The 15,661-nt window shown below is 65.3% G+C and carries 20 protein-coding genes; 10 read left to right on the top strand and 10 right to left on the bottom strand.

The genetic code is table 11. The features are described 5' to 3' along the window. Positions 1 to 93 precede the first annotated feature (93 nt). Positions 94 to 855, bottom strand: coding sequence for a GGDEF domain-containing protein (locus EN786_RS25680; protein ID WP_127284072.1), 762 nt, complete (start codon positions 853 to 855; stop codon positions 94 to 96). A gap of 161 nt (positions 856 to 1,016) precedes the next feature. Between EN786_RS25680 and EN786_RS25675 the strand changes: the two genes are divergently transcribed. Beyond that, positions 1,017 to 1,724 (top strand): pyrimidine 5'-nucleotidase, encoded by a 708-nt coding sequence (locus EN786_RS25675; protein WP_127284073.1) that lies wholly within the window; start codon positions 1,017 to 1,019, stop codon positions 1,722 to 1,724. Between the two features lie 66 nt (positions 1,725 to 1,790). On the opposite strand, the gene EN786_RS25670 is transcribed toward EN786_RS25675, so the two are convergent. The 3 genes from EN786_RS25670 to EN786_RS37820 form a co-directional block, all read right to left on the bottom strand. Continuing rightward, positions 1,791 to 2,258, bottom strand: coding sequence for a hypothetical protein (locus tag EN786_RS25670; protein ID WP_127311781.1), 468 nt, complete (start codon positions 2,256 to 2,258; stop codon positions 1,791 to 1,793). Beyond that, positions 2,255 to 2,680 carry a hypothetical protein gene (locus tag EN786_RS25665; RefSeq protein ID WP_127311782.1) on the bottom strand — a complete coding sequence of 142 codons (426 nt, stop codon included), beginning with the start codon at positions 2,678 to 2,680 and terminating at the stop codon, positions 2,255 to 2,257. Before EN786_RS25665 ends, EN786_RS25670 begins: the two co-directional genes overlap by 4 nt. A gap of 126 nt (positions 2,681 to 2,806) precedes the next feature. After that, positions 2,807 to 3,223, bottom strand: coding sequence for a hypothetical protein (locus EN786_RS37820; protein ID WP_189340673.1), 417 nt, complete (start codon positions 3,221 to 3,223; stop codon positions 2,807 to 2,809). Between the two features lie 429 nt (positions 3,224 to 3,652). On the opposite strand from EN786_RS37820, the gene EN786_RS25655 reads away from it, so the two are divergent. Next, positions 3,653 to 4,273, top strand: coding sequence for a sensor histidine kinase (locus tag EN786_RS25655; RefSeq protein ID WP_246688756.1), 621 nt, complete (start codon positions 3,653 to 3,655; stop codon positions 4,271 to 4,273). Between the two features lie 326 nt (positions 4,274 to 4,599). After that, a complete protein-coding gene (locus tag EN786_RS25650) occupies positions 4,600 to 5,241 on the top strand; it encodes a response regulator transcription factor (RefSeq protein ID WP_245478397.1) in 642 nt (213 codons plus the stop codon). Between the two features lie 37 nt (positions 5,242 to 5,278). Here the strand turns inward: EN786_RS25650 and EN786_RS25645 are convergent, their stop codons facing one another. Then, positions 5,279 to 6,118, bottom strand: coding sequence for an LOG family protein (locus tag EN786_RS25645; protein ID WP_127284657.1), 840 nt, complete (start codon positions 6,116 to 6,118; stop codon positions 5,279 to 5,281). A gap of 144 nt (positions 6,119 to 6,262) precedes the next feature. Here EN786_RS25645 and dapD point away from each other — a divergent pair, with 144 nt between their 5' ends. The 4 genes from dapD (at position 6,263) to EN786_RS25625 (ending at position 8,640) form a co-directional block, all read left to right on the top strand. Continuing rightward, positions 6,263 to 7,117 (top strand): 2,3,4,5-tetrahydropyridine-2,6-dicarboxylate N-succinyltransferase, encoded by an 855-nt coding sequence (gene dapD, locus EN786_RS25640; RefSeq protein ID WP_127284658.1) that lies wholly within the window; start codon positions 6,263 to 6,265, stop codon positions 7,115 to 7,117. A gap of 72 nt (positions 7,118 to 7,189) precedes the next feature. Beyond that, entirely contained in the window at positions 7,190 to 7,552 is a 363-nt protein-coding gene (locus EN786_RS25635) for a DUF805 domain-containing protein (protein WP_127311288.1), read from the top strand. Continuing rightward, positions 7,545 to 7,922 carry a DUF805 domain-containing protein gene (locus EN786_RS25630; RefSeq protein ID WP_245478396.1) on the top strand — a complete coding sequence of 126 codons (378 nt, stop codon included), beginning with the start codon at positions 7,545 to 7,547 and terminating at the stop codon, positions 7,920 to 7,922. Before EN786_RS25635 ends, EN786_RS25630 begins: the two co-directional genes overlap by 8 nt. Positions 7,923 to 7,938: 16 nt before the next feature. Next, a complete protein-coding gene (locus tag EN786_RS25625) occupies positions 7,939 to 8,640 on the top strand; it encodes a hypothetical protein (protein ID WP_127284661.1) in 702 nt (233 codons plus the stop codon). On the opposite strand, the gene EN786_RS25620 is transcribed toward EN786_RS25625, so the two are convergent. Then, positions 8,615 to 9,649: a 2-dehydropantoate 2-reductase gene (locus EN786_RS25620; RefSeq protein ID WP_127311287.1), complete on the bottom strand. Its 1,035-nt coding sequence runs from the start codon at positions 9,647 to 9,649 to the stop codon at positions 8,615 to 8,617. The genes EN786_RS25625 and EN786_RS25620 overlap by 26 nt on opposite strands. Before the next feature lie 116 nt (positions 9,650 to 9,765). Here EN786_RS25620 and dapE point away from each other — a divergent pair, with 116 nt between their 5' ends. Continuing rightward, on the top strand, positions 9,766 to 10,971 hold the full coding sequence (dapE, locus tag EN786_RS25615) for a succinyl-diaminopimelate desuccinylase (RefSeq protein WP_127311286.1): 1,206 nt from the start codon (positions 9,766 to 9,768) through the stop codon (positions 10,969 to 10,971). Next, the gene (locus tag EN786_RS25610) at positions 10,958 to 11,563 is read left to right on the top strand and encodes a transporter (protein WP_127284664.1); all 606 of its coding nucleotides are present in this window, start codon (positions 10,958 to 10,960) and stop codon (positions 11,561 to 11,563) included. Before dapE ends, EN786_RS25610 begins: the two co-directional genes overlap by 14 nt. Here the strand turns inward: EN786_RS25610 and truA are convergent. Genes truA through def form a run of 4 tightly spaced genes read right to left on the bottom strand, consistent with a single transcriptional unit; the run spans position 11,560 to position 14,310 of the window. Continuing rightward, entirely contained in the window at positions 11,560 to 12,315 is a 756-nt protein-coding gene (truA, locus tag EN786_RS25605) for a tRNA pseudouridine(38-40) synthase TruA (protein ID WP_127309306.1), read from the bottom strand. The two genes, EN786_RS25610 and truA, sit on opposite strands and share 4 nt — an antisense overlap. Before the next feature lie 20 nt (positions 12,316 to 12,335). Then, positions 12,336 to 12,842: an N-acetyltransferase gene (locus EN786_RS25600; RefSeq protein ID WP_127309305.1), complete on the bottom strand. Its 507-nt coding sequence runs from the start codon at positions 12,840 to 12,842 to the stop codon at positions 12,336 to 12,338. Then, entirely contained in the window at positions 12,839 to 13,774 is a 936-nt protein-coding gene (fmt, locus tag EN786_RS25595) for a methionyl-tRNA formyltransferase (protein WP_127309304.1), read from the bottom strand. The genes EN786_RS25600 and fmt overlap by 4 nt, the downstream gene beginning before the upstream one ends. Positions 13,775 to 13,779: 5 nt before the next feature. Further along, positions 13,780 to 14,310 carry a peptide deformylase gene (gene def / locus EN786_RS25590; protein ID WP_127284668.1) on the bottom strand — a complete coding sequence of 177 codons (531 nt, stop codon included), beginning with the start codon at positions 14,308 to 14,310 and terminating at the stop codon, positions 13,780 to 13,782. A gap of 103 nt (positions 14,311 to 14,413) precedes the next feature. Here def and EN786_RS25585 point away from each other — a divergent pair, with 103 nt between their 5' ends. After that, positions 14,414 to 15,655: a DNA recombination protein RmuC gene (locus EN786_RS25585; RefSeq protein WP_127309303.1), complete on the top strand. Its 1,242-nt coding sequence runs from the start codon at positions 14,414 to 14,416 to the stop codon at positions 15,653 to 15,655. Positions 15,656 to 15,661: the final 6 nt, after the last annotated feature.

Genomic DNA, 15,661 nt, shown 5'->3' with positions numbered 1-15,661 from the left:
TCCCTCACAACCGGATAAGCGTCCCGGTTGAATGCGAACATGGTTAGGATTTCGCGAGCCTGCCGCCGGGGGCGCGCTCTTGGCGGGTGGATCTCAGGCAGCTTCCGAGACATCGCGGTCGAGGATCGACAGGTTGCGGCCACGATGCTTGGCCTCGTAGAGCCGCCGGTCGGCGGCGCGCATCAGCTCAGACACGTTGATGCCCTCGCCGCATATGGTGCCGCCGATGGAGACGGTGAGTGGCACGGTGCGTTCGTCGACCGGGCGGAAGCGGATCAGCTCGACCTCGCGGCGGACGCGCTCGGCGACGCGCTTGGCCTCCTGCGTGGTGGCGCCGACCAGGAAGGCGGCGAATTCCTCGCCGCCGATGCGGCCAAGCACGTCGCCGCTGCGCACGCCGCGCTCGATGGCGCTGGCGATCAGCAGAAGAGCGTCGTCGCCGGTCAGATGGCCGTAGCTGTCATTGATCATCTTGAAGTGATCGGCGTCGATGATCAGCAGCGCGCCGCGATCGGATTTGCGCCGGGAGCCGTCGAGGGCGGCAAAGAAGCTTTCGCGGTTGAGCATGCCGGTCATGTCGTCGCGGCTCGCCTTTTCCGACAGGCGCCGGTGCGCGGTGGCAAGCTGGGCATGCGCCCGGGCGAGTTCGCGATGCGCGCTTTTCAGCCTGTCGGTTTGCCAGAAGGTGGTGGCGCTGGCGATCCAGGCCAGGATCAGCGGGAACACGGTGGAGGTCAGCCAGATCGCGCGGCTGAGCGGGACGCCCAGTGCCGGCATGATGATCAGCGTCAACAAAAGCGAGATGGCTACCGAGGCGCACGCGACCGCGGCGGACTTCAGAAATAGGCGATTCATCGCTGACTCCCACAGAACCGCTTCTGTGCCAGCAAGCGCTGAAGGCGACCTTTCGGCGATGGCTAAAATTTGAAACGACACGCGATTTTCGCCGCGCGCGGCGCGCATAAGTTGTGGATAAATCCCCTGTCGAAGATTCTATTTCGTGCCATAAGGAGCCCATGACCACGCTGCCAGACCCCGCCCGCTTCGCCCATGTCACGGACTGGGTGTTCGATCTCGACAACACGCTTTACCCGCACCATTCGAACCTGTTCGCGCAGATCGACGTGAAGATGACGGCCTATGTCGGCGAGCTGTTGACGCTGCCCCGCGATGAGGCGCGCAAGCTGCAGAAGGAACTCTACCTGGAGTATGGCACCACGCTGAACGGGCTGATGACGCGCCACGGCATCGACCCGGACGACTTCCTCGAAAAGGTGCATGACATCGACTATTCCTGGCTGGTGCCCGACCCGGTGCTCGGGGCAGCGATCCGCCAGCTTCCCGGGCGCAAGTTCATCTTCACCAATGGCGACCGCAGGCATGCCGAGCGCACCGCGCGACAGCTCGGCATCCTCGAGCATTTCGACGACATCTTCGATATCGTCGCGGCCGGGCTCAACCCCAAGCCGGCGCGCCAGACCTATGAGCGGTTCGCCGAGCTGCATTCCGTCACCGGCCACAATGCGGTGATGTTCGAGGACCTTGCCCGCAATCTCTCGGTGCCGAAAGCGCTGGGCATGACGACGGTGCTGGTGGTGCCGCGTAATTTCGAGCCGACCTTCGCGGAGATCTGGGAGCGCGACCCGGCCAATGAGGACGACGTCGATTTCGTCACCGACGACCTCGCCAGCTTCCTGACGGCGATCGTCGAAGTTACGGCGTGACCGGATCGCCGGCGCATGCCGCCCGTGCGCAGCGGCGCAGGCGGCATGCTGAACGTTGGGCATCGGCTATTTCAGCGTGAAGTCCGGGATCGTGCCGGGCGGCAGTCCCAGCCGGCCATTCAGGTCCTTCAGGAACCGGCACCAGTCTGGAGTGCCGCCGGTTCCTTGGCCGTTGCCATTGCCGTCCGACGCGCTGCCGTTGCCGAAGCCGTTGCCGCAATTGGCGTTACCGTTGAAGTTGCCGCCATTGAAGTTGCCGCTGAAGCTCCCGGCATTGCCGTTGCCGTTGAAATTGCCGCGATTGCCATTGCCGTTGAAGTTGCCGGCGTTTCCGTTGCCGTTGAAGTTGCCGGTGTTGCCAAGGCCGTTGGCAACACCGATCGGAAGGTCGGCAATCCTGACCAGGGCCGAGGCGTCGGCGGCAAGCATCGCGGCAAGCAGCGTGCCGAGCGCGAGGCTGTTTCCATCAAGCAGCCTCGCCGCCAATTGGCGCTTGCGAGGCGAAGCGGACCTCGGCGATCTCGGACCGGTCATCGGTTGTTTCCCCGGCCGTTGAAATTGCCGTTGAAGGCCCCGACATTGCCATTGCCGTTGTAGGAGCCGCCGTTGAAGTTGCCGTTCCCGGCGCCGATATTGCCGTTGCCGTCATATTCGCCGGTGTTGCCGTTGCCGTTGAAGGCACCGACATTCTGATTTCCGCTCGTCGACGATGTGTTGTCGTTGCCGTTGAAGGCGCCGACATTGCCGGTGCCGCTGTTCTTGTAACCGACATTGCCGCCCGAGAAACCGAGCGGATTCATGCCGCGAACATCCGAACCGATGGACTGGCCGTAGCGGCCGACGCTTTGCTGGACGCGTGACATGCTGAAGGCCTGGGTGCCTGTCGTGCCGTCGGCTTTCGCGGCGGTGACGCTGAGCAGGCCCAGGCACAGCGCCATTGGGACGCGCGATTTCATGTGCGAACTCCTTCCATAACTTCGCTTCGAAAAAACTGGGACCGCCGGCGACACGTCGCGAAAGCCTTGCGCGGGGGGGGACGGGCGCTGGCTCGGCGATCCCAGAAGCGTCAGCGTCTTTCGACGCTACTGGTTGGCATTGCCGTTGCCGTTGCCGTTACCCATGCCCCAGTTGCCATTGCCGTTGGCATTGCCATTTCCGAGGCCGAAGTTGGCATTGCCGTTCAGGTTGCCGTTGCCGAGGCCAAAATTGCCGTTGCCGTTGCCGTTGCCGTTCGCGGCGCCGGCGTTGAGGTTGCCGTTGTAGTTGCCGTTGAAGGCGCCGGCATTCGCGTTGCCGTTGCCATTGCCGTTGCCGAAGCCGAAATTGCCGTTGCCGTTGAAGTTGCCGTTGAAGGCGCCGGTATTGGCGTTGCCGTTGCCATTGCCGTTGCCGACGCCGACGTTGCCGTTGCCGTTGCCGTTGCCGCTGCCGATCGAAACAGCGGACGCCGTACCGGTCAGAGCCGACAGGACAGCCGCGGCCAGAATGATCTTCCTCATGACGTTCTCCTTGGTTTGCGTTGAACTTCCCGGCCGCAACAAAGATGGCCGAGACGACGCAAGAAGAATGCGCGCAGAAATGGCGACCGGACATTCGGGCTGATCGGCATGTCCTGTCAGTTTTTCAGCTGATGTCCTTGTCGGGAAAAGCCGACGGGACCGGGAAAAAACTGACAGGCATAAGGGCGTATGTGGGTGTATATTGCGCAGAGAGACAGAAATTCGGGGCCTTTTCTCACAAATCCGTGAACGGCAAGTCCTGTAGAGCAATCCCAGGAAAAGCGTGGAACGGTTTTCCGCCTGGATTTGCTTCAAACAAGGGGACGTAGCGGCAAGAGAACAGAAGGGGCGATGCGGGCTGGTATCGACACGCGCGAGAGCGACACTTCAAAGTCCCGGCGCCGGAGACTGGCGCGGCGCTTGATCGCCGTGCAGGAAGAACAGTGCCGGCGCCTGTCGCGCGAGCTTCACGACGATCTCGGCCAGATGCTGGCCAGTGTCGCGCTCGAACTGCACGGCATCCGCGCAGGGTCCCCGGAACAGGGTGAGCGCCTCACGCGGGCCGCCATGCTCGTCGATCAGTTGAGCGCCAGGGTACACGCCGCCGCCTGGAATTTGCGGCCCGCCGACCTGGATCACCTGGGGCTTCGCGCCTGCGTCGAGGACCTCGCCGCCATGCTGTGCGCTCAGCTCGATATCCCTTGCGACATGGACCTGGAGGCGCTTTCGCGGCCACTCGCCCCCGAGATTGCCCTGACCCTGTACCGTGTCGCGCAAGAGGCGCTTACCAACATCGGCAAGCATGCTCAGCCGCGCCGCGCGAGCGTGACGGCCCATATCTGCGATCGCCGGCTGCGCCTTACGATCGAGGACGATGGCCGCGGGTTCGATGCCGACGCCACGCTCGGCTCCCGCGCCCTGGGGCTTGCGGGAATGAGAGAGCGCCTCGCGCTGATCGGAGGCGAACTGTCGATTGAAACGGCCAGGGGCAGGGGGACCACCCTCTATGCCGATGTGCCCCTCTTTGCCGATATGCCCTTGACGGACTGAGGGTCCCGCCCGGGCCGCAAGCCAGCACGATCGTCGACGGCAATGTGATCCGCTCCAGGCATTTGTTCTCGCACGATCCTGAACGAAACCACGACAGCGCTCCAGCTTCGCGACGGGCTACGTGAAGCGCGCCACATCCGAGACCACTGGCTGCGGCTTACAATCAGCGCGAGGGTTCGACGAGATGTCCGACCCACTGCTCCCGCTCAGGGTTTGCAGGGATAGACGCGCTCCTCCCGTCGTCCGGGACGAGCTGTCATGAACCATCAAGGGCAAGGGGATCTCTCCACGTGATGGACCTCTGACAGGCCGATGGAGGTTACGGGGTGTCGCGCAGAAGGATATTCGTGGTTGATGACCACCCGATCGTCCTGTCCGGCATCGGCGCGATGATCGATGGCCAGGTGGACATGACGATCGTCGGACTTGCGGCGAATGCGGACGAGGCCCTCGAAACCATCGGCAAGGCCCTGCCGGACGTCGCGGTGATCGATATCTCGCTTCCTGGCGTCAATGGGGTCATGCTCATCGAGCGGCTTCTCGAAAGGTACCCCAGCCTCAAGTGCATCGCGCTGACGGCTCATGAGGATCCCGGCTGCCTGCGTCAGGTGCTGGCCGCGGGCGGCAGGGGGTTTGTGGTCAAGCGGTCGACGACCACGGATCTGCTGCAAGCCATCCGCTGCGTGCTGGCCGGCGACAACTACGTCGATCCGGCACTGGCCGCGCGCATCCTCAGCCCACGCAGCAGCGTGCAAGGCGATGCCGGCAATTTGAGCGAACGGGAGCGATCGGTCATCCAGCTGGTGGCCTTCGGCTACAGCAACAAGGAGATCTCCTCGCGGCTCAATCTCAGCATAAAGACCATCGAGACCTACAGGACGAGGGCAACCGACAAGCTCGAACTCCACTCCCGGGCGGCCATCGTGCGCTTCGCGCAATCGGTCGGATGGCTGGCCGAGCTGCAATAGCGGACAGCGTCGGCCCAGGGGCGAGTTGCCGGGCCGATCAGAGATTGTAGAAGCGGCTGATGATGGCCCAGGCCTCGTCGGCGGTGTCGACGAAATCGATGATGTCCTGGTCGCCGGGCGTGATGGTGCCTTGCTCGGCGAGGAAATCGAGATCGATCGCGCGCTGCCAGAAGGCCTTGCCGAACAGGATCACCGGCACGCGCTCCATGCGGCCGGTCTGGATCAACGTCAGGGTCTCGAAGAATTCGTCCATCGTGCCGAACCCGCCCGGGAACACCGCGACGGCCTTGGCGCGCATGACGAAATGCATCTTGCGAATGGCGAAATAGTGGAAGTTGAAGCAGAGCTCGGGCGTCACATAGGCGTTCGGCGCCTGCTCGTGCGGCAGCACGATGTTGAGGCCGATGGAGGGCGCGCCGACATCGTCGGCGCCGCGGTTTCCCGCCTCCATGACGCCAGGCCCGCCGCCGGTGACGACGACGAATTCGCGATAGTAGGACCCCGCCGAATGCTGCGAGCAGAGACGGGCGAATTTACGCGCCTCTTCGTAATAGCGGCTGTTCAGCTCGAGGTTCTTCTTCTGCGTCTCGTTCTTCGCCGCCCAGGCGTCGCCGCCGGGCTCCGGAATGCGGGCGCCGCCGAACAGGATGACGGTCGACTGGATGCCGCGCTCGGCGAGAATCATCTCCGGCTTCAGCAGCTCGAGCTGCAGCCTGACGGCGCGCAATTCGCGACGCGTCATGAAGTCGGGATCGTTCCAGGCCAGCCTGTAGGTGTCGGCGCGTGTCTGCGGCGTATCCGGCACGCTCTTTGCCCGCTCCAGATCCTCATCCGAATGCGGCAGCGGCGTCCATCCCGCCTTTTCCATGGGAGTCATCAAATCCACCCGTCCATTTTCTCCACTTGCGCCGTCCCGTGACGCAGTCGCGATTGACCCCTATCAGACCTTCACATAGGGTCCGCGCGACTTTGAAACAGGTTAAGGCGCTGCCCCTTAACAGCTTGGTAACGGAGCAAATTGATGTCGAAGCCCGATCTGGCGAGTCTCGAAAAGACCATCGAGAAGGCTTTTGACGAGCGCGACACGATTTCGACCGCGACGCGGGGCGAAACGCGCGACGCCATCGAGGCCGCGCTCGACCTGCTCGACCGCGGCGCCGCCCGTGTCGCCGAGCGCCAGGCCGACGGCAAGTGGCACGTCAACCAGTGGCTGAAGAAAGCAGTGCTGCTCTCGTTCCGGCTGAACCCGATGGAGATCATCAAGGGCGGTCCCGGCCAGGCGGCCTGGTGGGACAAGGTGCCGTCGAAGTTCGAGGGCTGGGGCGCGGTGGATTTCGAGAAGGCCGGTTTCCGCGCCGTGCCGTCGTCGATCGTGCGCCGCTCGGCTTACATCGCGCCGGGCGCCGTGCTGATGCCGTCCTTCGTCAATGTCGGCGCCTATGTCGATTCGGGCACCATGGTCGACACCTGGGTCGGGGTCGGCTCCTGCGCCCAAATCGGCAAGAACGTGCATCTTTCGGGCGGCGTCGGCATCGGCGGCGTGCTGGAACCGATGCAGGCCGGCCCGACCATCATCGAGGACAATTGCTTCATCGGCGCGCGCTCGGAAGTGGTCGAGGGCTGCATCGTGCGCGAGGGCTCGGTGCTGGGCATGGGCGTGTTCATCGGCCAGTCGACAAAGATCGTCGATCGCGCCACCGGCGAGGTCTTCTATGGCGAAGTGCCAGCCAATTCGGTGGTCGTCGCCGGCTCGATGCCGGGCAAGCCGCTGCCCAACGGCGAACCCGGCCCCAGCCTCTACTGCGCCGTCATCGTCAAGCGGGTCGACGCCAAGACCCGCTCCAAGACGTCGATCAACGAGCTGCTTCGCGATTGATCTTTTCCGCGAACAGACGCACCTTCCGCCGGCGCGACATTCCGTCGCGCGGGTTCAACACGGAGGGGCGTCATGGACTGGAAGTATCTTCTGACCAGCTTCGAGGGCCGCATCAACCGCGCCAAGTTCTGGGCCGGCATCGGCATATTCATTGCCATCGGCATCGTTGCCTTCATCCTCGATTCGATCCTCGGCACTCGTTTCACCACGGCCAGCGGCGGCCAGGTCGGCATCATCGGCATCGTCGTCACGCTGGCATCGATCTATTTCGCGTTTGCTCTTTACGCCAAACGCTGGCACGACCGTAACAAGTCGGGCTGGTGGACGCTGATCGGCCTCATACCCATCATCGGCGGCATCTGGTTGCTTGTGGAACTCGGCATCCTTGAGGGCACCAGGGGCGCCAATCAGTATGGACCGGATCCGCTTGCCTGAAAAATCCGACCTTACCTGGCTTTTCTTCAAAACCTCGGGCCGCGTCAGCCGCGCGGCCTATTTTCTCGGCGGATTGCTGGTCGCCATCGTCCAGGCGTTTCCGCTCTATCGCTTCACGCTGGTGCCGGAGGGTTCGCCCGAGAGCAACATGTGGTCGTTCATCTTCCTGATCGCCTTCGTCGGCTCGCTCTGGTCGAACATCGTTCTGGCGGTGAAGCGGCTGCACGATCTCGACAAGCCGGGCATCGCGGCGCTGGTGCTGTTCGTGCCGGTCGTCTCGATCGTCGCCTTCCTCGTGCTGTGCCTGTTTCCGGGGCAGCCCGGGCCCAACCGCTATGGCAGGCGCACCAACGCGCCGGCCGATTCCTGAGCGACCATCTTTCGCCATGCGCTACCGCACGCTCGATCCGAAACTGATCATCGAGACCGCCGAACGGCTGGAGGAGCGCGTCGCCGAGCGTTTTCCCGACGCCGGCCTTCGCGGCGTCGCCGCCGAACTGGTGTCGCTGTCGCGCGACCTGGCAAAGGGCGCCAAGGCGCTGGAGGCGCCGCTTTGGTGGCTGCGCGGCCTGATCGCCGCCGCCGTCGTCGCCGGCGCGCTGGTGTTCGTCTTCGTCGGCACCATCCTGCCGCTCGACCGGCTTTCGCGGACCAGCGACGCCGTCCAGTCGGTGCAAGGCATCGAAGCCTCGCTCAACATGTTCATCCTCGCCATCGTCGGCTTCCTGGCCCTCATCCGCACCGAGGAGCGCATCAAGCGCAAGCAGGTGTTCCGCCAGCTGCACGGCCTGCGCTCGCTGATCCACGTCATCGACATGCACCAGCTGACCAAGGACCCGGCGACGCTGTCGGCCAATTTCAAGCCGACCTCGCATTCGCCGGCCCGCATCACCAATGCCGCCGACCTCGCCCGCTACCTCGACTATTGCTCGGAGATGCTGTCGATCACCGGCAAGATCGCGGCGCTGTTCGCGCAGTCGGTCAATGACGACGTGGTCATCGACGGCGTCAACGACGTCGAGAACCTGGCCTCCAACCTGTCGCGCAAGATCTGGCAGAAGATCACCCTGATCGACGATCAGGTCTGACCGCTTCCGGCGCCAGCCCCGGCGGGCCGCGCCGTGCCGCCTCGGCCTCGCGCACCAGGGCAGCGACGCGTTTCGTCATCGGCGCCGGCACGCCGGAGCGTTCGGCGAGCGCGAGCACCGCGCCCTGCAATTCGCCGATCTCCGTCGGCCGGCCGCGCCGCAGGTCGTCCCACATGGACGAACGCGCCTCGGGGTCGATGGCCAGCATGCGGCGCGCCAGCCGCCGGAACAGCCAGTCGGGCAGGCCGAGCACCTTGGGCAGCAGCGCCGGACGCACGCCGGCAATGCGCGCCGGCCGGATGCCCGACGCCCGCATCGCCGCCAGCGCCTCGTCGATCTGGGCTGCCAGGATCAGCCGCCAGCGGCGGTCGGCCAGTTCGGTTGCCAGCGGCAGGCCGGACAGCGCCACCAAGGCGTTGTTGAGGTTCATCAAAAGCTTGCCCCACAGCACCGCCTTCATATCGACATGGGTTTCGACGCCAAGCCCTTCGACATCGAGCAGGCCGGCAAGGCCGGCCACGCCGTCCTCGATCATCACCTTGCCCTCGCTGGCGCGATGCACATGAAACGGCGCCTCGCCCTCCGGTGTCTGCACGACATTGAACGGCACCATGCCGGCAAGCACGTGTCGCCCGGCAAGCCTTGCCCGCAGTTTCTCGGCATTGCCGACGCCGTTCTGCAGGCTGACCACCACCGCTTCCGGGCTGGCATGCGCCGCAATGAGCGCGGCCATCTCCTCGGTGGCGCCGCTCTTGACCGTCACCAGGACGATATTGGCGCCGGCCAGGGCCTCAGCCGGATCGGCGGTGACGGAAAGCGCCGCGGGCGCGATGCAGCGGTCGCGGCCATCGAGGTCGCTGACCCGCAAGCCATCCTTGCGCAACGCCGCCTCGACGCGCGGGCGCGCCAGCAAAGCCACCTTGCGTCCGGCGAGCGCAAGGCAGCCGCCGACATAGCAGCCGATACTGCCGGCACCGGCAATGGCGATGGTCTTTTCTTCCCTGGCCATGCGATAGTCTCACCTTGGTCTGCGACTATACGACATGAAAACCATAATGTCGGCGCCATGGCCGGCCATGACGTCTGGTCGTGACAGGCCTTTCGCTTTCGATTATCGCTTTGCCCATGAAATTGCCCACCGACCCCGCCGCAAACCTTGCCGCCCTGATCCGCTGCCCCTCGGTGACGCCCGCCGAAGGCGGCGCGCTCGCCGCGCTGGAGACGATGCTGAAGCCGCTCGGCTTCGCCGTCGAGCGTCCGGTGTTCTCGGAAGACGGCACGCCGGACATCGAGAACCTTTATGCAAGGCGCTCCGGCAACGGACCGCATCTGATGTTCGCCGGCCATACCGATGTGGTGCCGGTCGGCGACGAGACGGCCTGGACGCACCCGCCCTTCGCCGCCGAGATCGCCAATGGCGAAATGTATGGCCGCGGCGCCGTCGACATGAAGGGCGGCATCGCCTGCTTCATCGCGGCGGTGGCGCGCCATGTCGAGAAGGCGGGCGGGCCGAAGGGCTCGGTCTCGCTGCTGATCACCGGCGACGAAGAGGGGCCAGCGATCAACGGCACGGTGAAGCTGCTCGAATGGGCGGCGGGCAAGGGCGAGAAATGGGACGCCGCGATCGTCGGTGAGCCGACCAATCCGGACACGCTCGGCGACATGATCAAGATCGGCCGGCGCGGCTCGATCTCCGGCAGCGTGACCGTCAACGGGCGTCAGGGCCACGCCGCCTATCCGCAGCTTGCCGACAATCCGGTACGCGGGCTGGTCAGCCTGGTCGACGCCCTGCTCCATCCGGTGTTCGACAAGGGGACGAAGGATTTCCAGCCGACCAATCTGGAGGTCACCTCGATCGACGTCGGCAATCCGGCCACCAACGTCATCCCGGCCAAGGCGACGGCCACCTTCAACATCCGCTTCAACGACACGTGGACGGCCGAGACCATCCAGGCCGAGATCCACAACCGCCTCGACCAGGCGGCCGGGCGCAAGAAGTACCGGCCAGGCACGAAGGCCCCGGTCGACTACGAGCTCGTCTGGCGCGACCGGCCGAGCCACGTCTTCCTGACCCGCGACGAGCGGCTGATCGAGACGCTGAGCGGTTCGGTCAAGGCGACGGTCGGCAGGAAGCCGGCGCTTTCCACCTCCGGCGGCACGTCGGACGCCCGCTTCATCAAGGACTATTGCCCGGTGGTCGAGTTCGGACTGGTCGGCCAGACCATGCATATGGTCGACGAACGCGTCGCGCTTGCCGATCTGGAAACGCTGACCGGGATCTATCAGCGCTTCATCGAAGACTGGTTCGGGCAGGACCATGCTGTCGGCTGATGAAACCTACGCCTCGCTGGCCGGCGCCTGGCGGCTGATGCTCGGCAAGGTCGACGGATTGCGCCTGCTCGACCTGTCGGCGGACGGCTTCTGGAACTCCTTCTTCGCCATCGTCGTGGCCGCGCCGGCGCTGATCGTCGGCTGGGTCGGTATCGCCAATGAGATCGGCGATCCGAACGCCTTTGCCGGCCGCTTCAGCATGCTTCTGCGGCTGGCGACCGTCGATATCGGCTCCTGGGTGCTGCCGCTGGTCGGCCTGGCGCTGATCGCGCCGCGCGTCGGCATTGGCGGCCGCTTCGTCCATTATGTCGTGGCCAGCAACTGGGCGTCGGCGATCATCGCCTGGCTGATGCTGCCGTCGGCGCTGATCCGGCTTTTCCTGCCGTCGACCGACGAGGTCCCCGGGCTGGTGTCGCTGCTTCTGTTCGCGGTCTCGATGATACTGACCTGGCGCATGACCAATGCCGTGATCGGCAGGGGCGCCGCCGTCGGCACCGCGGTCTTCGCCGGCATGTTCGTGGCCTCGCTGGCCGTGCTGTTCGGGCTGCAGGCGCTGCTCGGCATCACCATCCCGACGGGGGTCGAGGGCTAGGATCCTTCCGGATAATCGACGCCGATGAGGAACAGCCCGTCGGGCGGCGCCACCTGGCCGCAGGCGGCGCGGTCCTGGGCGTCGAGCGCAGCCTTGAGATCGGCGGCGGTCCAGGAGCCGTCGCCTACGCGCCTCAGCGAACCGACCATCGAGCGCACCTGATTGTGCAGGAAGGAGCGCGCCGAGCTCCGCACCTCGATCATGTCGCCCGAACGGCTGACGTCGAGCCGATCGAGCGTGCGAACCGGGCTTTCGGCCTGGCACTGGGTCGAGCGGAAAGTCGTGAAATCATGGCGGCCGAGCAGCACTTTGGCCGCCTCGTGCATGGCCTCGGCGTCGAGCCGCTTCGGCACCCACCAGACCTTGCCCTTCTCCAGCGCCGCCGGCGCGCGCCGGTTGAGGATGCGGTAGAGGTAGTGGCGGCCGGTGGCGGAGAAGCGGGCATCGAAGCCGTCGGCGACGACCGCGGCCTTGAGAATGGCGATGCGGGCACCAGCGGCCTGCAGATGCGCGTTGACGGCGTCGCGCACCTTGTCGCCCGGCCAGGCTTTGACCAGGTCGACATGCGCCACCTGGGCGGTGGCGTGCACGCCTGCATCGGTGCGGCCTGCGGCGCGGAGCCTTACCGCCTCGCCGCAGAACTTTTCGATCGCCTGCTCGATCGCCTGCTGCACCGAAGGCTGATCCGCCTGGTGCTGCCAGCCGGCAAAAAGGCTGCCGTCATATTCGATGTCGAGGCGAAAACGCGGCATAGAGGGCCGTAGCTTGCCGCCTAGGCGGCAAGCGCGGTGAAGGCCGAAGCGTAGACCAGCTTGCCGGCCTCGGGAGCATCGCCCCAGGCCAGCGCCTGCAGCGCCTCGCCCTGGTACTCGCTCTCGAATTTCTCGGCGCGGGCATGGGTGTAGCCGAAGCGACCGTAATAAGACGGATCGCCGAGCACCACGGCAAGCGTCTCTCCGGCTTCCTTGAGGCGGACATGCGCCTCGCGGATCAGGGCGCCGCCGATGCCGGTGCCGTGGAAGGACGGCTCGACCGCCAGCGGCGCCAGCGCCACGGCCGCGAACTGCTTGGCGCCCTTCTGGACGAAAAGCCGGGAGAACAGGATATGGCCGACCACCTGGCCGTCCTCTTCCGCCACCAGTTCGACGACGGCATCGCCGCCGGTGACCAGCGCGTCGACCAGTCCGGCCTCCGCCTGCTGGCCGAAGGCATGCTCTTCGACGAGGCGGATCGCCTCGCGATCCCGCGGCGTCGCCGCGCGTATCGACATCATGCTCATGAGAGTTTCGTTCCTTTTTCGATCTTGGCCCCGCGCAAGAACTCCTGCGCGGCGGCGGGCTTTCCGCCCGCCCGTTGAACTTCGACCAGCCGGACCGCGCCTGACCCGCAGGCGACCGTCAGCCGGTCATCGAGAATTCCTCCCGACTCGCCGACGCCATCCGAGAGCGTCGAGCGAAGCAGTTTCAGCCGCTCCATGCGGCCGCCAATGTCGACCTCGCACCACGCGCCCGGAAAGGGCGAGAGGCCGCGAATGTGATTGTGGACTTCGCCGGCAGGCCGCGTCCAGTCTACGCGTGTCTCCGATTTATCGATCTTTCGGGCGTAGGTCACCCCCACAGTCGCCTGTTGGGCAAATGTCAGACAATTTATCCCCAACTGCGCGAGCGCTTCCACCATCAGCGAAGCGCCTTGAGCCATCAGACGGTCATGCAGTTCGCCGGCGGTCATATCGGGTTCGATGGCGCATTTTTCAACCAATGCCACCGGACCGGTGTCCAAACCTTCCTCCATGCGCATCACCATCATGCCGGTTTCGGCATCGCCGGCCATGATGGCGCGCTGGATGGGAGCGGCACCGCGCCAGCGCGGCAGAAGCGAGGCATGGCCGTTCAGGCAACCGAGCCTGGCCGCCTCGAGAACGGCCTTTGGCAGCAAAAGCCCATAGGCGACGACCACGGCGACATCGGCACGCAGCGCGGCGAATGCCTGCTGCTCGGCCTCGCCCTTGAGCGATGTCGGGGTGCGGACCTCGACGCCCAGCCGCTCCGCCTCGCGCTGCACGGGCGACGGCGTCAGCTCCAGCCCGCGCCGGCCGGCGGCACGCGGCGGCTGCGTGTAGACGGCGACGATTTCATGGCCGGCTTCGGCAATCGCGCGCAGCGTCGGCACGGAAAACTCCGGCGTGCCCATGAAGATGACGCGAAGGGGCATGACCCCTAGCCCACCAGCTTGCCCGGCGCCTTGTCCTTGGCGAGCTTCTTGAACTTCTTCACCACCATGTCGCGCTTCAGCTTGGAGATGTGGTCGATGAACAGCACGCCGTTGAGATGGTCGATCTCGTGCTGCAGGCAGGTCGCCATCAGCCCTTCGGCCTGCATCTCCTGCAGCTTGCCATCGCGGTCGAGATACTTGACCCGCACCGCGGCGGGACGCTCGACCTCTGCGTAATAGTCCGGGATCGACAGGCAGCCTTCCTCATAGACCGAGCGCTGGTCGGAGCTTTCGAGGATTTCCGGATTGATGAAGACATGCGGCGCCGGCGTCTCGTCCTCCTTGGCAAGGTCGATGACCAGCATGCGCAGCGGCTCGCCGATCTGGATCGCCGCCAGGCCGATGCCGGGGGCGTCATACATGGTGTCCAGCATGTCGCCGGCCAGTTTGCGCAAGGGCGCATCGACGCGCTCGACCGGTTTGGACAGCTGGCGCAGGACGGGATCGGGAAGGATGATGAGCGGCTTGATCGACATGGCGTCTCACCTAAGACGTCGTGCGAAAAGCGTCAACCGGGGCGCTTTCGACCTGTTCACGTTTTGATCTGTGCCGGAGAGCCGAATCATCTATGCTGCCCGCATGAACGACCTGAGCTCCATCCTTTCCGACCCCGTGGCCCGGCTGGGCGCCAGCACGATCACGCTCGGCCATATGCTGGCCTTCGGCGCCGTCCTTTTTCTCGGCCTCTTCCTTGCGCTGGTCATCGCGCTGTGGCGCTCGGCCAGGGCGCGGACGATCGCCGCCGCGGAAGCCGCCGACCATGCCCGCGACGCCGAGGCGCGGATGGCCGGCATCTTGCAGGCGCAGGCCGAGATGCAGGGCCGCATGGGCGCAATTGCCGAAGTGTTCGGGGCGCGGCAGGCCGAGCTCACCCAGTCGATCGGCCAGCGTCTCGACGCCATGACCGGCCGCATCGGCCAGACCATGACCGAGCAAACCAAATCGACGCATGAGAGCCTGGCCAAACTGCAGGAACGACTGGCGGTGATCGACACGGCGCAAGGCAACATCCAGTCTCTGGCCGGCCAGGTCGTGCAGTTGCAGGCGATCCTCTCCAACAAGCAGACGCGCGGCGCCTTCGGCCAGTCGCGCATGGAGGCGATCGTCGCCGACGGCCTGCCGCATGGCGCCTACGAATTCCAGGCGACCCTGTCGAACGGCAGCCGGCCCGACTGCCTGGTACGGATGCCGAACGGCGCGCCCTCGCTCGCCGTCGATGCCAAATTTCCGCTCGAAGCCTGGAACGCGATCCGCGCCGCCGAAGGCGCGGAGATGCAGAAGGCCGCGGCGCAGGCCTTCCGGCGCGATATCGAGGTGCATATCCGCGATATCGCCGACAAATACCTGCTCCAGGGCGAGACGCAGGACACCGCCTTCATGTTCGTTCCGTCGGAATCGGTGTTCGCAGAGATCCACGAGAATTTCGAGGCGGTGGTGCAGAAGGCGCACCGGGCCCGCGTCGTCATCGTCTCGCCGTCGCTGTTGATGCTGTCGATCCAGGTCATCCAGGCGATCCTGAAGGACGCCCGCATGCGCGAGCAGGCGCATCTGATCCAGGGCGAGGTGATCCGGCTGATGGAGGATGTCGGGCGTGTCGACGAGCGGGTACGCCGGCTGCAGACGCATTTTACCCAGTCGGCGAAAGACATCGACGACATCCTGGTCTCGACGTCGAAAGTGACCAAGCGTGGCCAGAAGATCGAGGCGCTGGAGTTCGGCGAAGGCGAAGCCGAGGCGCCGCGCAAGGCTGAAGCTGGGACGCGGGTGGCCGATTCCAAGACCGGCCAGCTCAGGCTGCGGGTTGTCGAGGACGGCGACTGAACCGGC

This window comes from Mesorhizobium sp. M4B.F.Ca.ET.143.01.1.1, from assembly GCF_004792275.1.
GTDB lineage: Bacteria > Pseudomonadota > Alphaproteobacteria > Rhizobiales > Rhizobiaceae > Mesorhizobium > Mesorhizobium abyssinicae.
The sequence above is the reverse complement of the archived record's forward strand: the minus strand, read 5'-3'. Positions and strand labels throughout refer to the sequence as shown.

What these genes read in the sequence shown, in the direction of transcription:
- EN786_RS25625 (WP_127284661.1), top strand. Translation starts at nt 7,939, where the DNA reads ATGCGCTACCGCACGCTCGATCCGAAACTGATCATCGAGACCGCCGAA.
- EN786_RS25635 (WP_127311288.1), top strand. Translation starts at nt 7,190, where the DNA reads ATGGACTGGAAGTATCTTCTGACCAGCTTCGAGGGCCGCATCAACCGC.
- EN786_RS25645 (WP_127284657.1), bottom strand. Translation starts at nt 6,118, where the DNA reads ATGACTCCCATGGAAAAGGCGGGATGGACGCCGCTGCCGCATTCGGAT.
- def (WP_127284668.1), bottom strand. Translation starts at nt 14,310, where the DNA reads ATGTCGATCAAGCCGCTCATCATCCTTCCCGATCCCGTCCTGCGCCAG.
- EN786_RS25670 (WP_127311781.1), bottom strand. Translation starts at nt 2,258, where the DNA reads ATGACCGGTCCGAGATCGCCGAGGTCCGCTTCGCCTCGCAAGCGCCAA.
- EN786_RS25610 (WP_127284664.1), top strand. Translation starts at nt 10,958, where the DNA reads ATGCTGTCGGCTGATGAAACCTACGCCTCGCTGGCCGGCGCCTGGCGG.
- dapD (WP_127284658.1), top strand. Translation starts at nt 6,263, where the DNA reads ATGTCGAAGCCCGATCTGGCGAGTCTCGAAAAGACCATCGAGAAGGCT.
- truA (WP_127309306.1), bottom strand. Translation starts at nt 12,315, where the DNA reads ATGCCGCGTTTTCGCCTCGACATCGAATATGACGGCAGCCTTTTTGCC.
- dapE (WP_127311286.1), top strand. Translation starts at nt 9,766, where the DNA reads ATGAAATTGCCCACCGACCCCGCCGCAAACCTTGCCGCCCTGATCCGC.
- EN786_RS25680 (WP_127284072.1), bottom strand. Translation starts at nt 855, where the DNA reads ATGAATCGCCTATTTCTGAAGTCCGCCGCGGTCGCGTGCGCCTCGGTA.
- EN786_RS37820 (WP_189340673.1), bottom strand. Translation starts at nt 3,223, where the DNA reads ATGAGGAAGATCATTCTGGCCGCGGCTGTCCTGTCGGCTCTGACCGGT.
- fmt (WP_127309304.1), bottom strand. Translation starts at nt 13,774, where the DNA reads ATGCCCCTTCGCGTCATCTTCATGGGCACGCCGGAGTTTTCCGTGCCG.
- EN786_RS25665 (WP_127311782.1), bottom strand. Translation starts at nt 2,680, where the DNA reads ATGAAATCGCGCGTCCCAATGGCGCTGTGCCTGGGCCTGCTCAGCGTC.
- EN786_RS25585 (WP_127309303.1), top strand. Translation starts at nt 14,414, where the DNA reads ATGAACGACCTGAGCTCCATCCTTTCCGACCCCGTGGCCCGGCTGGGC.
- EN786_RS25675 (WP_127284073.1), top strand. Translation starts at nt 1,017, where the DNA reads ATGACCACGCTGCCAGACCCCGCCCGCTTCGCCCATGTCACGGACTGG.
- EN786_RS25620 (WP_127311287.1), bottom strand. Translation starts at nt 9,649, where the DNA reads ATGGCCAGGGAAGAAAAGACCATCGCCATTGCCGGTGCCGGCAGTATC.
- EN786_RS25600 (WP_127309305.1), bottom strand. Translation starts at nt 12,842, where the DNA reads ATGAGCATGATGTCGATACGCGCGGCGACGCCGCGGGATCGCGAGGCG.